13 protein-coding genes, 1 tRNA gene and 1 pseudogene are annotated in these 14,874 nt (G+C 42.2%); 10 read left to right on the plus strand and 5 right to left on the minus strand.

Going from position 1 to position 14,874, the window contains the following annotated elements; genetic code table 11:
- Positions 1–214: 214 nt before the first annotated feature.
- Both lnt and WC496_12135 read right to left on the minus strand, forming a co-directional pair.
- Positions 215–1,876, minus strand: a complete 1,662-nt coding sequence (gene lnt, locus WC496_12130; GenBank protein MFA5293763.1) for an apolipoprotein N-acyltransferase — start codon at positions 1,874–1,876, stop codon at positions 215–217.
- Positions 1,877–1,896: 20 nt separating this feature from the next.
- Positions 1,897–2,868, minus strand: a complete 972-nt coding sequence (locus tag WC496_12135; protein ID MFA5293764.1) for a DNA methyltransferase — start codon at positions 2,866–2,868, stop codon at positions 1,897–1,899.
- A gap of 112 nt (positions 2,869–2,980) precedes the next feature.
- Between WC496_12135 and WC496_12140 the strand changes: the two genes are divergently transcribed.
- Together WC496_12140 and WC496_12145 are read left to right on the plus strand one after the other, a co-directional pair.
- Positions 2,981–3,376, plus strand: coding sequence for a HEPN domain-containing protein (locus WC496_12140; GenBank protein MFA5293765.1), 396 nt, complete (start codon positions 2,981–2,983; stop codon positions 3,374–3,376).
- Positions 3,352–3,663 (plus strand): nucleotidyltransferase domain-containing protein, encoded by a 312-nt coding sequence (locus WC496_12145; protein MFA5293766.1) that lies wholly within the window; start codon positions 3,352–3,354, stop codon positions 3,661–3,663. Before WC496_12140 ends, WC496_12145 begins: the two co-directional genes overlap by 25 nt.
- Positions 3,664–3,836: 173 nt before the next feature.
- On the opposite strand, the gene WC496_12150 is transcribed toward WC496_12145, so the two are convergent.
- Complete coding sequence (locus WC496_12150) at positions 3,837–4,643, minus strand: DUF2971 domain-containing protein (protein ID MFA5293767.1); 807 nt, start codon at positions 4,641–4,643, stop codon at positions 3,837–3,839.
- Between the two features lie 577 nt (positions 4,644–5,220).
- Here WC496_12150 and WC496_12155 point away from each other — a divergent pair.
- From WC496_12155 to WC496_12175, 5 genes are all read left to right on the plus strand, one after another.
- Positions 5,221–5,853 (plus strand): AP2 domain-containing protein, encoded by a 633-nt coding sequence (locus WC496_12155; GenBank protein MFA5293768.1) that lies wholly within the window; start codon positions 5,221–5,223, stop codon positions 5,851–5,853.
- 120 nt (positions 5,854–5,973) lie between these two features.
- Positions 5,974–6,045: transfer RNA gene (locus WC496_12160), tRNA-Gly, on the plus strand.
- 266 nt (positions 6,046–6,311) lie between these two features.
- Positions 6,312–7,856, plus strand: a complete 1,545-nt coding sequence (gene tig / locus WC496_12165) for a trigger factor (protein MFA5293769.1) — start codon at positions 6,312–6,314, stop codon at positions 7,854–7,856.
- Between the two features lie 342 nt (positions 7,857–8,198).
- On the plus strand, positions 8,199–8,864 hold the full coding sequence (locus WC496_12170; protein ID MFA5293770.1) for an ATP-dependent Clp protease proteolytic subunit: 666 nt from the start codon (positions 8,199–8,201) through the stop codon (positions 8,862–8,864).
- 105 nt (positions 8,865–8,969) lie between these two features.
- On the plus strand, positions 8,970–9,599 hold the full coding sequence (locus WC496_12175; GenBank protein ID MFA5293771.1) for an ATP-dependent Clp protease proteolytic subunit: 630 nt from the start codon (positions 8,970–8,972) through the stop codon (positions 9,597–9,599).
- Between the two features lie 223 nt (positions 9,600–9,822).
- Here WC496_12175 and WC496_12180 read toward each other — a convergent pair whose 3' ends face one another.
- The gene (locus WC496_12180) at positions 9,823–10,152 is read right to left on the minus strand and encodes a hypothetical protein (protein MFA5293772.1); all 330 of its coding nucleotides are present in this window, start codon (positions 10,150–10,152) and stop codon (positions 9,823–9,825) included.
- Between the two features lie 69 nt (positions 10,153–10,221).
- Complete coding sequence (locus WC496_12185; GenBank protein ID MFA5293773.1) at positions 10,222–10,554, minus strand: GIY-YIG nuclease family protein; 333 nt, start codon at positions 10,552–10,554, stop codon at positions 10,222–10,224.
- Positions 10,555–10,713: 159 nt separating this feature from the next.
- Here WC496_12185 and WC496_12190 point away from each other — a divergent pair, with 159 nt between their 5' ends.
- From WC496_12190 to WC496_12200, 3 genes and pseudogenes are all read left to right on the plus strand, one after another.
- Entirely contained in the window at positions 10,714–11,328 is a 615-nt protein-coding gene (locus WC496_12190) for a sigma-70 family RNA polymerase sigma factor (GenBank protein ID MFA5293774.1), read from the plus strand.
- Entirely contained in the window at positions 11,325–13,628 is a 2,304-nt protein-coding gene (locus tag WC496_12195) for a tetratricopeptide repeat protein (protein ID MFA5293775.1), read from the plus strand. The genes WC496_12190 and WC496_12195 overlap by 4 nt, the downstream gene beginning before the upstream one ends.
- A 96-nt stretch (positions 13,629–13,724) precedes the next feature.
- A pseudogene (locus tag WC496_12200) lies at positions 13,725–14,414 on the plus strand (pectinesterase family protein).
- Positions 14,415–14,874: the final 460 nt, after the last annotated feature.

Genomic DNA, 14,874 nt, shown 5'->3' on the forward strand with positions numbered 1-14,874 from the left:
TAACTTCTTCATTTTCTCGCTCCTTAAAAAATTTCTCCCTAATTTTTTCTTCTCCGTCTGGACTTCCGCATCCTGCCTAATCATCAGCCAGACTCAATAATTCATTATACCAAATTTACCATTAAAAATGGCAAAATATAACAGGACAATATATATATATATACCGGATACTGATTCTTTTGTCAAATAAAAATCGGCAAAAATAACCTCTTTTTTATTGCACACATTTACCATTATGGCGGAGAGACAAAAGACTTGCGATTAGACAAATTATCAAACATATTGCGCAACTTATCGCCAATAATTGCCCATATTTACTAAAGGCTGTAACCCTTTTATCAATAAAAATCTCATCGGCGAACCAGCCGTGTTGGCCGGTTCTTTGAACGGCCTGCTTATTAAGCGTTCCGGCAGAAAAATTATTTTTAATATTTCCAGTCGAATCTATCAGGCAGCTAATGCCGGTATTTGCGCAGCGAATTACAGACAAACGATTTTCAACCGCGCGGAATACACAAATCGCCATGCGCTGGCTCAGTTCAACGCTGGCCGTGATTTTGTCGCCGTTTTTCCTGACGAACCAGCCGTCGTTGCTTATGTTTACGAGCCAATCGAGCCTTTTGTTTCCGTTTTTATCGAGCGCAAGTTTCCTTGCGACCTGTGGTATCGTATCCTCGAAGCAAATCATTACGCCGAACTCGTAATTTTTATTTTGCCCCGGCATTTTAAAGGTCATGTATTCGTTTCCCTCGTCCAGCGTATAGTCGTAATCGTAAGGCGAAAGCAGCATCAGGATTTTGAAAAGAAAAGGCAGCTCCTTTTTCAAAGGCATATATTCGCCGAACGGAACCAGATGCGTTTTGTTGTAATACTGGCGCGGGCCGGTCTGGTTCGGCTCGTATAAAAACGCCGAGTTATATTTTGTTTTAAATTTTATTCTCTCGCCCGCCACATAAGCGTCTCCGCCAAAGGCGCCGATGAGAAGATAAACGCCTTCGTTGGCGTGCCGCAGAAGGGCGCTATGGCACACCTGCGCGATATCGTCTTCGGCCACAAGTTCGAGCAGGCTGTCGCTCATCGTGGTTTCGACCATTGTCTCCGGCCAGATGATAAGCGATGGTCTTGCTTCCAGTAAACAGGCCCTGCTGTTGGCAAGCAGGTTCAGGAAAGTTTTCTGCGATGAATCGGTATCTTCGCCCGCGACGACGGGCACGTTCGATTGTATTACGCCGACTTTCGGGCCGGGCAGGATAAATTTGCCGGCCTGGTCGATTCTGTATTGGCCGTAGAAAAGAGCCGCGGCGAGAATTGAAAGCAAAATCACATTGCCGAGAAACGCGGAACTTTTATAAGATTTGTTTTTGAAACTTAAAACGGTTTCGCTGATAGCGCCGTTTGCCATTGCGATAATAAAACTTATTCCCGCGGTGCCGAAGATATCGGCAATCTGAATGAGGGGGATATTTCTGTACTGGCTGTGCGCCAAAAACCGCCAACTGAAAAGCCAGCCGCGAAGCGCCTCTTCGCCGACGATAAGTATCGGCAGCGAAAACCATATCGGGATGTTTTTCCGCACACAATACCGCAGGGCGATAACGACGAGCGGCCAATAAAGGCCCAGGTAAAGGCAAACCACAATCCAGCCGGGAATCGTTATAGGCACCAGCCAGTAAAGATTTCCGAGCCAGTATAAAAGACCGGCGAGATACGCGACCAAAAGAACAACGGAGTTTTTTTCGTCCACGAGGGAGCCGATTACGAACGGCACGAGTGCAATCCACGCGAGAAATGAAAGATTAAACGGCGACTGAATTACCGTCAGCAGAATGACTGATATCACAAAGCAAACGATGAAAGGTATATTCTTTTTGGACAATAAAACCTCCGGCTTTAATTTTATTTCCTTTTTTCGCTGCTGACAAAATCCTTTAAAACTGTCGCAATCTGGCCGGCGTCGTATTTTTTGCCGTTATTCATACGCAGGGCGAATTGTTTTGTAAAAATTTCGAGCAGTTTATTATTTTCGACGAGCTGGGCGATACCCAATCCGGTCTCGACAAATAATCTTTTTATTTCAGTCAGTTCCATCGGATTGAAATACAGATTTTCCTTTGTTTTCTTTTGTTTTAAAGTCTGTTCTATTCTCTCTGTGGTTTTTTTTGCATAGCTTTGCGAAATATCTATTCCGCAATAGTTTCTGCCGTATTGAGCGGCAACGACGGCGGTGGTGCCTGAGCCGATGAACGGGTCGAGTACGCAGTCGCCCGCGTTTGAACTTGCCGCGATGATTCTCGCAAGCAAAAGTTCCGGCATCTGACAGGGGTGCCAGAGCTGTCTTTCCTTGAAAGTTCCGCAGACCCTTGAGAAGCTGTCCCATACATCGTCAGGCGTTTTGCCGACGGAATTGGCGCGCTTATCGTTGTAAATCAATTGCCTGTCGGAAGGGCATCTGATTGCGTAATCGTTGAACGTAAATTGTTTTTTGTCTTTAACGAAATAAAAAATATGAGTGTGTGAGCGTGCGAATTTGTTTTTCGTCTGCTGGCCGAAGGTGTAATGCCAGATAATCCAGTTTCGGCAGAACAGTTTCAGTTCGTCTTCGGCTATTATTTTTACCTGTGCCGCGTAATCGTCGCCGATGGCGATGTAAAACGAGCCGGTCGGCTTAAGGACGTTATTGCAGGCTGACATCCATTGTTTTGTCCAGTCGATATAATGCTGTTTTTCTTTCTTATCGTTGTATTTGTCGTATTTGTATCCGATGTTGAAAGGGGGGTCGGCGAAAACAAGGTCTGCGAACGGTTCTTTGACTGTGTTTAGTATCTCGATACAGTCGCCAGCTATGATTTTATTGATAAGTTCTTCCATCCCCTTATTTTAGCGCACTTTGCGAGTATTGCAAGCAGGATATTTAGTCTGAAAATAGTTTTGACAAAAAGATGGAAATTGTAGAGAATATAGAAAGTAAAAAGGTGTTGATATGAATGCGCAGAAAAAAATTGAATATTGGATGGATACCGCACATTACGACTTGGTCAGCGCAAAAGCTATGCTGGACAAGAAGAGATATTTATATGTTGGTTTCTTGTGTCATCAGGTAGTTGAAAAGACGCTTAAGGCGTATTACTGGCACAGTCAAAAAAAGGAACCGCCTTATATTCATAATTTAATTGTTCTTTCGGAAAAAAGTGAGTTCGTAACAAAAGCCGATGAAAGCCATTTCATTCTTTTTAATCAACTTATGCCTCTTAATATTCAGGCTCGTTATCCTGAGGATAAACAGCTTTTGTTAAAATCTTTGAATAGTAAAAAATGTACAGAATTGTATAAAAGCACAAAAGGATTTTACACGTGGACAAAAAAATTATTAAAATAGCCCGGCTTTACGCCCAAAAAGTCAGGGATTATATGCCGGTTGATATGGTTATCCTTTATGGTTCCCATGCAAAAGGCACAGCCACAAAGTCCAGCGATATTGATATCGCGGTGGTGGTCGATAAGTTCAAAGGGGATTATCTGCAGGTAAGTGCGGATTTATTTGGTCTTGTCCGTGATGTGAATATTCAGATTGAACCGGTTTTGCTTTGCCGTTCAATGGATAAAAGCGGATTTCTCGAAAGCGTTGTCAAACACGGCAAAATTGTTTATAAAGCCATCGCATAAAAATGTAGTCGCCGGCGATTATTTGATTTTCATAATTTTTAGCCACTAAGACACCAAGGCACGAATTTTTTAACTATATCATTTTCTTTGTGTCTTTGTGCCTTCGTGGCAATCGCCCCCCATTTTAGCGCCAGCGGCGTATATACAAGCAGGACTTGGTTGCCAATTGTTATTTAATATACAATTTCATATTCTTTCAACAAATAAGATAATTCATTGATTTTTGTTTCGTATATCTTTGGTTTCAGATTTCTCTGTAAGCACCAATTTATGACAGTTTCTTTGTCTTTTCCAATTTTACAGCCAAGATGTACCGAAACCAATGCATCAGGATTAAACTTTTGCAAAGTCCTTGGTTTTTCAGGCAGTACAACTCTCCATTCCTGCTCATATTCCCAGCATGATGCTTTAGTGAAAAATATTTTGTCAGTTATTTCTTTTTCATTATTAGTAAAAGGATTCCAGTTGTATTCATTAGCCGGAGGGTATTTGACGTTATCAGGAATACAGGGGTTGTTATTAAAACCAAAAAGTAATTTATTGTAATCGAAACCTATGCAAATTCCTTGATGGGAATCTGTATAATGCGACCACATCAAAATAGCCAACCCGACATTTTTTTTATTACATGGTTCCAGTTCGGAGAGAGACAATACCCCCATATTTAGATAGCTTTTAAACTTGTCACTAAAATAGACCCTAAGCTCTGATATGGGCTTGTTATTAATAAATTGTTTAGCTTTCACTAAATCGATTCCAACCTTTGCAAACTTTTCAGAATTGATATTTTCAATGTATTTTAACATTTGCTCTTTGGTGACGTTCTTTAAGTTGGGAGGAATTTTACAATCAAACGGGTCATTGAATTGGTCTGGATGGGAAAAATATAGTTCGTTATTTATAAATATATTATGGGTAAATTTGAAGTTGTTTCCGGAAAGTGGTCTGTATTTGTAAAGTATTTTCGGTGAAGGTTCCATGGTCTCTTTTCTTTTTAGTATCATTTATCTTTTTATTGTTTATTGTTAGATAAATCATAGCCTTAAACATTGTGGTTTATCAAGCCGGAAATAAGAACCCTGCCAAAGTTCCCTCTGATTTTGTTTTTCGAGGAAACAAAATACCGAAGATTCGGGAATTAAAATGTTGGCAGGGCTAACCCCAAAAACTGCGTTTTTTTAATGGATTCCAGCCTGCGCGGGAATGACAACCCCCCCCCCCCCCCCCCAGCACGGGTCTGGGGGCTAACCCCAAAAAACCATATTTTTCTAAAAAAATTCGGTTTTTTGCTTGCTTTTTGTTAAAAATATGGTATAATACGCATAAAGTTAAGCGTAAAACTAACAAAATTCAATATCTAACTATGGAAATCCAAAATCCTAATATCTAAATCAGAAACAATATCGAATTACCAAAACACGAATGTTCAAAACTGTTTTGAGCATTTAGTAATTGAGATTTTGAATTTGTTTAGTGCTTAGGATTTAGGGTTTAGAGTTTTCAACCATAAAATTTTCATTCCCGCCTTAGGCGGGTAAACTTCAATCCTAAATTTTTATGCCTAAACTTTATCTGCACATTCCGCCAATACCATATTTTCTGCCGACGTTTATTATGCGCATCGGCGTGTGGATTTTGCTGCGCCACAGGATAAAAAAATATGGTTTCGCATTTCGCAGGATTAAACTTACCAGCGGCAAATCCATCGGGACAAAGCCCGCCGAGACCAAGTATGCAATTGTTGACGCGGAGGACTATGAAAAACTAAATTGCTATAATTGGCAGTGCTTAACGAGCAGAAGTACGTTTTATGCAGTGCGGCTTCGATTGAATAATGAAAAAGCAAAGATTATGCGTATGCACAGAGAAATAATGCAGGCACCGAAAGGAATGGTTGTTGACCATATTGACCACGATGGGTTGAATAACTGCAAATCAAATTTAAGAATTGCAACTCCTTCTGAAAACCGCAGAAACAGCAGGAAGGCGAAGGGCACAAGTTCAAAATTCAAAGGGGTATGCTGGCATAAAAGTAATAAGAAATGGAGTGTCGGGATAAATATAAACGGTCGCCGAAAACATCTCGGCTCTTTTGATAACGAAGCAGAAGCTGCAAAAACATACGATAAAGCGGTAAAAAAATATCATGGAGAGTTTGCGGTGCTGAATTTTGAAGAAACTGACCACTAATATACCAAAAAGGGCAATATAATTAGAAAATTTAGGGTCTTAGTGCCTTTGTGGCTATTCAGGAGGCCTGAAAAATGTGCTTGCATAGGGGATTAAAAGGCGTATAATTACCTCAAAATCGCGGGTGTAGCTCAGTGGTAGAGCGTCACGTTGCCAACGTGAATGTCGTGAGTTCGAGCCTCATCACCCGCTTTTACAAATTATCAGTGAGCTACCGGCTAAATTTAGCCAGGCGCTGGTCGCTGGTATGTCATAAGGCCGATTAAGGGCTTCAGGACATATATACGACCTGAAGCTTTTTTGTTTTATGACACTGATTAACGCGGTATTTAAAAAGTTAAGACACGGATTAACACGGATTAACACTGTAAATAAAATATAATATCTCTGTATCCTCTGTGAACTCTGTGGCTAAAATATTTCGAATTACTCTATGGCAATTTTTTAGGAATCCAAAAATGGCAAAAGAAACGAAACCAACCGAGACCGAAACAAAAGACGAAATTAAGAACGCAGTCAGTATCGCTGATGCAGGTCCGTGCAAAAAGAAAATCAGCGTTGAGATACCAGCCGAGAAAATCACCAAAGTTCTCGATGAGCAGTACGACCAGTTCAGGCGTGACGCTCTTGTGCCGGGCTTTAGAAAAGGAAGGGCGCCGCGAAGGCTGCTCGAAAAACGGTTCGGCAAAGACGTAACAGAGCAGGTAAAGCTTAAACTCCTTGCCGAGGCCAGTGAAGCCGCGATAAAGGATAATAATCTCGAATCGCTCGGCGAGCCGAATATCGAACATGAAAAAGTAGAACTGCCCGCCACCGGCCCGATGAAATTCGAATTTGAAATCGAAGTAAGGCCCGCAATCGACCTGCCGGTCCTTGAAGGCATACCGGTTGAAAAACCAAAACTCGAAGTTACGAAAGATTCGATTGACAGCGAAATACTCGAACTTCAGAAGAGACTGGGAACATGGAAGCCGAAAGACGGCAAAATCGCCGTTGACGACCAGATTATCGCTGACGTCGTTTTAAAGCCCGAAGGCGGCGAAACAGAAAAAATCGCAAATTCCGAAATTCACGTCCATCCGCGCGGCTTTGTCGGCAAAGTGGTTGTCGAAGATTTGGATAAACTTCTCGTCGGCGCAAAGTCAGGCGATGTAAAAACCACAACTACGGAAGTGCCCGCGACATTCTTCGATGAAAAGTACCGCGGCAAAAAAGTAGAAGTCGAAATTAAAATCAGCGATGTAAAACAGCTTATCCCCATCGAACTGAATGAGGATTTCTTCAAGAGAATAGGCATAGCCAATGAAGAAGAGCTTAGAAATACTCTGACCAGGAGAAACGAACAGAATCTCGAAAGACAGGCTCGCGATGCGATGCGTCAGGAAATCCGCAACTATCTGAACGAAAAGGTAAGTTTCGACCTGCCGATGGATATCGTCGCCGACCAGTCAAGAAGCATCCTGCAGAGACAATATACGAGATTGCTGCTTCAGGGCTTAAAGGCCGAAGATGTTCAAACGCAGATGGAAGAATTAAAAGCCTCAAGCCAGGAGCAGGCACAGGAACAGCTCAGGGCATTCTTTGTAATGGATACCGTAGCCAAGAAGCTCGGCATCGAAGCGACCGAAGAGGAAATCAACGGCTATATCGCACAGGCCGCGATGTACAGACAGGTTCGGCCGGAAAAGCTGCGTGAGCAGATGTCGCGCGACGGCTCGCTTGCCGAAGCGGCGCTGGAAATCAGGGAAATCAAATGCCTCGACAAGATTCTCGAATCGGCAAAGGTTACCGAAGTCGCACCGGAAAAATTAGCCGCAAAACACAAAAAAGCGGAAATCAAGCCAGTTAAAAAAGCCGCTGAGAAAAAAGAGCCTGAGAAAACTGAAAAGGCTGAAAAGCACGAGCCGAAAAAAGCGGAAAAGAAAACCGAAAAGCCCGAAAAGAAAGTAGAGCATAAAAAGGCTGAAAGACCGGTTCGCAAACCACCGACAAAGAAAAAGTAAATCAGTAAATCAGAGCCCCGAATGTGAATGAGGGGTAATTTAAATTCCAAAAGCCCGCCGGTTTCTTGTCCGTCATAGTTTTAACGATGGCGGAATCCGGCGGGTTTTCTTTTATCTACTGTGCTGCTGTTCTAATACTCTCCGCCTTAGGCGGTTTCCTTCTTGACAGCAGGGCGAATATCCCGAAAATCAATGCTTGAAAAGGGACTGGCTTGTTGCGTCGAAGCTTGCCCGCCGCAGGTGGGTTTTGGGCGAAGACGGAAAAAATCGACCCTTGTAAAGGAAAGTTAAACCGGAAAATAGCCGATAAAGGGTTAACGCAATTGTCTTTAAGGAAATAATATGATGTTTGAGACTCAAAAAGGTCTGATAAAAACAATGAATCCGTTTATGGTGAGCGGAGTCGAACCAAAGCTTCAGATGCAGCAGAGTTATCAGCGTACTCGTGAGATGACGCTTGATGATATGTTGTTGGAGAATCGGATTATATTTATGATTGGCGAGATATCTTATGGCTTGGCTGCGACTGTGATTATGAAGATGTTATACCTCGACAATCAAAAACGCGGGACAGAGATAAGTCTTTACATAAATTCGCCTGGCGGCAGTGTTGACGACACGATGGCGATTTTTGATACGATGCGTTTCATTGGTTCGCCGGTTGCGACATATTGTATCGGCCGGGCCGAATCTGGCGGCGCAATAGTCCTCGCCGCCGGCGCCAAGGGCCGCCGTCACGCATTGCCTCACGCGAAAATCATGCTCCATCAGCCGTGGGGCGGAGTGACGGGACAGGCGGCGGATATACAGATTCAGGCGGAAGAGATAATCAAATCCAAAAAAATGATAAACGAAGTACTGTCGGAAATGACGGGACAGCCAATGGAGAAAATCGCCGCCGAAACCGAACGAGACAGATATATGACAGCAGACGAGGCGAAAGCATACGGCCTAATCGATGAAGTACTGCACGAAGCAGAAGAACCAAAAGATAAAAAGAAAAAATAAAAGAGAGCCACTAAGACACAAAGACACAAATTTTTTAATTTAGTTGTCAATTTTAAATTGTCTTGGTGACCGGGTGCCTTTGTGGCTAAAAAAAGGAAAGAAATAATGCTTAATCAAAATTTAGTACCGATAGTAATAGAAAAGACCGGACGCGGCGAACGAGCATACGACATCTACTCGAGACTGCTGAAAGACAGAATAATTTTCCTCGGCGGGCAGGTCGATGACGATTCGGCAAACCTTATAGTCGCACAAATGCTGTTTTTGAGCAACGAAGATTCCAAAAGCGATATTCATTTCTATATCAATTCGCCCGGCGGGTCAATCACCGCTGGACTTGCCGTATATGACACAATGCAATTCCTGAGATGCGAGGTAGCGACATACTGCATAGGACAAGCGGCAAGTATGGGAGCGATACTGTTTACGGCAGGGGCAAAAGGAAAAAGATTTATGCTCAATAACAGCCGAGTCCTGCTGCACCAGCCTCTGATAAGCGGCGAGATGGTAGGGCCTGCAACGGACCTTCATATCCAGGCCAAAGAAATTCTGCGAATGCGCAGCAGAATTTATGAGATATTGTCACATCATACAGGAAAGTCAGTGGAAAAACTCACGGCCGACTGCGACAGAAACCTGTGGCTCGAAGCGGCAGAAACAATCGAGTACGGACTTGCTGATGAGATTCTTCAAAAGGCGCCGCAGCCGGTAGAACGGGCCGATAAAGAAGAATAAGACACAAAGAAATTTTTAATTTTTAATTCTTAGTTTTTAATTGAGGAGTTCGCCTCAAAGGCGAGACCTATTCTTAACGTTCTCCATTAGGAGTCCTTAGGACAACATCGAACTCTGAATGTTGAATTTAAAAGAAGAAATAAATTTAGATTTCCTGAAAATAAAGGCTGGTGAATTAATTCGCCAGCCCTTTGTATTTATATCCAGCAATATTTACTGTTCATTATAATCGATTTGGTTTATCCCAAGAAGAATCCTGACCAGGTATGCCAGAAGGCAAATAGGGCATTGTGCTTGGCTTTTGTTCTGCGGGGATGTCTAAACCGCCAATATTGCTCAAATGCCGAGTGCCTATTTGGCCGGTATGAGGATTTACATTAGGATATGTACTCCAATTATTGGAACGATTACCATCAGGGTTTGAACGATAATGCGGCTGAACATAAGTGCCATTATTTCTGAAATAACCCCGCACGTGCACATCAGCATTGGCTGAAAAGCTTGTTACACAAATAATCACCAGAACTACCAGAATTGTTATTGTCTTTTTCATTTTTTTCTCCTTTAAAATATTTGGTTTTTATTAACTTTTTTGAATCTTTCCGCTATATATTTCGACGTCCTATTTCAACTGTTCGTTGCAAGGAGGTTTCCACTTCTGAATCAGATCCTTTTCTTCTGCCTTTCTGATAGATTCACCACCCGATGTAAGATGTACGTGGATATGTGTTGCGCCATTACGTTTAGCACAGGCTTCCTTCTCGTGGTTGCCAAGACGTTCATCCAGATTTTCTGTCTGTCCAATGTAGCAGGGAGTCCAGTATCCTTGCGTGTTCTGTTTCGCAAAGATATAGTTGCCAGGTTCTTTCTTGAAAGACGTTCCAATTGGATAAATCCCGTATTTGTATTCCTTTCCGGATAAACCCGGCCACAGAATTGTTTGTGCTTCACTCATTTTTTGTTTCCTTTCAAATCTTTATGTTTTATTAACTTTTTTAAATCTTTCCGCTCTGTACATATCAGCGGGAGAAAAAGCCTGACCGAACGATTTTATTGAATTTTTTTTAAAAAGCGGTTATTATGCTCAAAATTGCGTTTTTCTAAGGTGTCGGAAATGAGGAACACTGTCAATTTTCAGACTCAGCGGTTAGTTACCCTTGCCAAGGACGGCGACCAATCCGCCTTGAATAAACTATTTGAGGTTTATAACGAGCGTGTCCTGCGCATAGTACGGATGCGAATGGGGCAGGAATTACGCTCCAAACAGGAATCGATGGACATTGTTCAAGATGCCTTTATTTCGGCTTTAAGAAGTTTGGACAATTTCACATATCAAAATGAAGGGGATTTTTTGCGATGGGTATCAAAGATAGTTGAAAATCGTATTCGTGATAATATAGAAAAATTACACGCCAATAAGCGTGATGTTCGCAAGGAAATCCCGCTTAGTAATACGTCGGCTACACAGGATACTTTTGTCGGAACTTTTGAGCCGATTGATAACACAACGCCGAGCCTGATTATGTCTAATGGTGAAGGTTTGAATAAGCTTGAAAAAGCAATAAGCGAACTGAAGCCGGAATATAGAGAAGTGATAATTTTAACGAAGATCGAAGGACTGTCTCATAAACAAGTCGGAGAAAAATTAGGTAAGAGTCCTGATGCAGTCAGGATGCTGCTTACTCGCGCAATGAGTACGCTGAGCGAAAATTTTGAAAGTACTGAATGACGAAATCTGAAAATAACCCGGAAAATATTATCGAACAGGCCGTCCAGCAGTTTATTGACGCCCAGTTACAGGGCAAAGAGCCGAACTTAGATGAATTTGTTAAGCAATATCCGCAGTTCGAAAGCCAAATTAGAAAAAGAATACAGAATTTACGGCAAATCGATAATCTTTTCGATGGTCTTATGAGAGCAGATGAAGATGATTTCAGCAAAACATTTCCTCAATGTAATCTGATAGGCCAAAAACTTGGCGATTTTGAAATACTGAAAATGGTCGGTCAAGGCGGAATGGGAGCGGTTTTTCTTGCCAGGCAGGTTTCGCTTGATAGAGAAGTAGCGATTAAGGTCATCAGTTCGGTTGGCGGTACTCAAGCTAAAAACTTAGACAGATTCAAACGCGAAAGCAAGGTTTTAGCAAAAATCACTCATCCAAATATCGTGCCGATATATGAAGTTGGACAAGAGGGGTCATATTCATACTTTGCGATGCAGTATATAGATGGCATATCTTTAGACAAAATTCTAAGCAGTATTCGCAATGCAAAGACCGGCGACAAGGCAAGTGCTGTTATGAACAAATGTCTTGAAACGCATACGGCCCCTTATAGCGATAAAAACCAGGATACCAAAGGTACAACCTCAGAGATAGATACTGACTATATTATTAATATAAGCAAAATCATTATCAGTATAGCTTCCGCTTTGGACTACGCCCATAAAAAAGGAATCTTACATCGTGACGTCAAGCCGTCAAATATTCTTATCGATTCCTACGGGACGGCCAAACTTGTTGATTTTGGTCTGGCAAGGGCTGAAACACAACAGTCAATAACAATTAGTGGTGAATTTTTCGGAACACCCAGTTATGTCTCACCTGAACAGATTCGCAAACCTGATACAGTCGATTGCCGAAGCGATGTTTTTTCGCTGGCGGCTACTTATTATGAATGCTTGACTTTACATCCACCATTTGGCGGCGATACAGTTAATGAAACGTTAACACAAGTTATGACGCATGAAGCAATTCCGCCAAAAAAATACTGCCCAAGACTTTCAAATGATTTTAATACGGTTTTACTTCATGCTCTTGAAAAGTCCCCCGAAGACAGATACCTGACTACAGCTGATTTTGCTGACGACATCACAAATCTGCTGGAATTTAAACCAATAATGGCAAAAAGGCCGAGCATTGTTTACAGAGCCTATAAAACTGTATGTAGAAATCCTTTGAAAATTGCAGTTGTCGGTATTTCGATTTTGGTAATTGTTTTGGCCTATTTTTTGTTTTCCAGTCACTTCCAACAAAAGAACGAAGCCATTACGAAGGAGTTATATCAACTCGGATTAAGTAAAACTTCACAAGGAGAATTCACAGAAGCTTTAATATATCTTGAGAAAGCAATAAAAGTAAATCCTAAGTTTACAGGTGCTTATAACTTAGCGGGAGATTGTTTCCGCTATATAGGACAACACCAAAAAGCAATAAAAATTTATGAACAGGCTATCGAAGTAGACCCCAATAACACTGATGCATACTGCAATCTCGGTATCACTTATAGGAATTTAGGTCGCCACGATGAAGCAATAAAGGTATTTAAACAAACTATAAGAATAAACCCCAATAACACCAATGCATACTACAATCTCGGTATCACTTATAGGGATTTAGGTCGCCACGACGAAGCAATAGAATCATTTAAACAAACTGTGAGAATAAATCCCAATAACACCGATGCATACTGCAATCTCGGTACCATTTATAGAGATTTAGGTCGTCGCAATGAGGCAATAGAGGCGTTTAAACAAATGATAAAAATAACTCCCAATGATGCTGATGCATACTGTAATCTCGGTACTACTTATAAGGATTTAGGCCGCTTTGAAGAAGCAATAGAAGCGTTTAAACAAACTGTAAGTATAAACCCTAATAACACTGATGCATACTGCAATCTTGGTACCATTTATAAGGATTTAGGTCGCCACGATGAAGCAGTAGAGGCATTCCAGCAAATGATAAGAATAAACCCCAATGATGTCGATGCGTACTACAGTCTCGGTACCACTTATAAGGACTTAGGTCGTCGCAACGAAGCAATACAAGTTTTCGAAGAGGCCATCCGAATAAAGCCGAACAATGCTATTGTGCATGCAGGTTTAGCATCTCTTTTTGCTAAATCTGGCGATTTTGACAAAGCTATCGAATATCAGGAAAAAGCCATTAAACTGGTTGACGATAAAACCAAAAAAGAATACGAACAGCGTCTTGAAGCATACAAGGCACACAAACCTTGGCGAGAGTAGTTTTACCGGTACAGGGCTAACCGACCCAAACAAAAATAAAACGTTTAATTTTTCGGGAGATTTGATATTATACGGTCAACTTGAAAGGAATCAGGAATGAAATGCATACCGTACACTCTCGCATTATACATACTTTTACCAATAATTTGCTCGATCACATTAGCGAAAACGGTCAAGCCTGACATTATTGTTGCCAGGGACGGATCGGGAGATTTTAACAGTATCCAGGCCGCTATCGACTCTATCCTGAAAGGCAACAGAGAACGCAAAGTCATCTTTATTAAAAACGGGACATATATAGAACATATCCGCATTGAAAATTCCTTTTTGACACTTGTCGGAGAGAATCGTAAAAAGACCCGTATCCAGTGGGAGATAAATGACCCGCGGCTCGCTCCGGAGCAGCACAAGGACGGAAAGGGCATAGCCACCCTGAATCTTTTCGACTCCAACGATATCATCATCGAAAACCTCACGATTGATAATCCGGCCAACCTCGGCAAAAAGCCTTTTGCGGTCTCGAGTACCGGAACAGGCACACGGATAATCATCCAAAATGCCGATGTCATCGGACTTGGCGGCGATACATTGTCGCTTTGGTCGCGCGGAATGTATTATCACCGTAATATCTATGTATCAGGTACATATCATTTCGTCGGACCGCGAGGGACCTGTTATATGTCGGACTCGGTTATCGAAGTGCTGTCAAGCGTCAGTAATGCTTTGTTCAACGAGGGCATGGACGATGAGCGGGAGAAATTCGTGCTGCATCGCTGCAAACTTATCGGGAAGGAGAAGTTCGGGCTGGGCTCATTTTTCCGCGATACCGCGTGGTATTTCATCGATTGCCGGTTTCCGGATACGCTCGACCCTAATGGTCAAATCTTTCTTGCGCCAAAAGACTACACATTCAAGTGGCCAATGGACCGCATATACTTTGCAGGATGCAAAGGGCCGGATTATTCATGGCTTAAAGATAACATCGAAAAATCTCCGGCAAAAACAGCCGCAGCGGTTACAGCAGCATGGACATTCTGGAATCAGTGGGACCCTGAAAGCACTGCCGCTCCATTCATTACAGAAGTTTTACGCTTAGGCGAAATTGTGAGTATAAGATTTTCCGAATCAGTCACCGTCAAAGGCAAACCTGTTCTAAAACTTGCGGACGGCAAGACGGCTGCCTACTTATCCGGTTCCGGCACCGATACACTTGCATTTAAAGCTCTGTCATCTTCGGCGCCTGAAA

The organism is Phycisphaerae bacterium, from assembly GCA_041652575.1.
Classification (GTDB): Bacteria; Planctomycetota; Phycisphaerae; order Sedimentisphaerales; family UBA12454; genus UBA12454.

Excerpts from the sequence above, each read along its gene's own strand:
- WC496_12135 (MFA5293764.1), bottom strand. The coding sequence starts at position 2,868 with ATGGAAGAACTTATCAATAAAATCATAGCTGGCGACTGTATCGAGATA.
- WC496_12140 (MFA5293765.1), top strand. The coding sequence starts at position 2,981 with ATGAATGCGCAGAAAAAAATTGAATATTGGATGGATACCGCACATTAC.
- WC496_12150 (MFA5293767.1), bottom strand. The coding sequence starts at position 4,643 with ATGGAACCTTCACCGAAAATACTTTACAAATACAGACCACTTTCCGGA.
- WC496_12155 (MFA5293768.1), top strand. The coding sequence starts at position 5,221 with ATGCCTAAACTTTATCTGCACATTCCGCCAATACCATATTTTCTGCCG.
- tig (MFA5293769.1), top strand. The coding sequence starts at position 6,312 with ATGGCAAAAGAAACGAAACCAACCGAGACCGAAACAAAAGACGAAATT.
- WC496_12170 (MFA5293770.1), top strand. The coding sequence starts at position 8,199 with ATGATGTTTGAGACTCAAAAAGGTCTGATAAAAACAATGAATCCGTTT.
- WC496_12175 (MFA5293771.1), top strand. The coding sequence starts at position 8,970 with ATGCTTAATCAAAATTTAGTACCGATAGTAATAGAAAAGACCGGACGC.
- WC496_12180 (MFA5293772.1), bottom strand. The coding sequence starts at position 10,152 with ATGAAAAAGACAATAACAATTCTGGTAGTTCTGGTGATTATTTGTGTA.
- WC496_12185 (MFA5293773.1), bottom strand. The coding sequence starts at position 10,554 with ATGAGTGAAGCACAAACAATTCTGTGGCCGGGTTTATCCGGAAAGGAA.
- WC496_12190 (MFA5293774.1), top strand. The coding sequence starts at position 10,714 with ATGAGGAACACTGTCAATTTTCAGACTCAGCGGTTAGTTACCCTTGCC.
- WC496_12195 (MFA5293775.1), top strand. The coding sequence starts at position 11,325 with ATGACGAAATCTGAAAATAACCCGGAAAATATTATCGAACAGGCCGTC.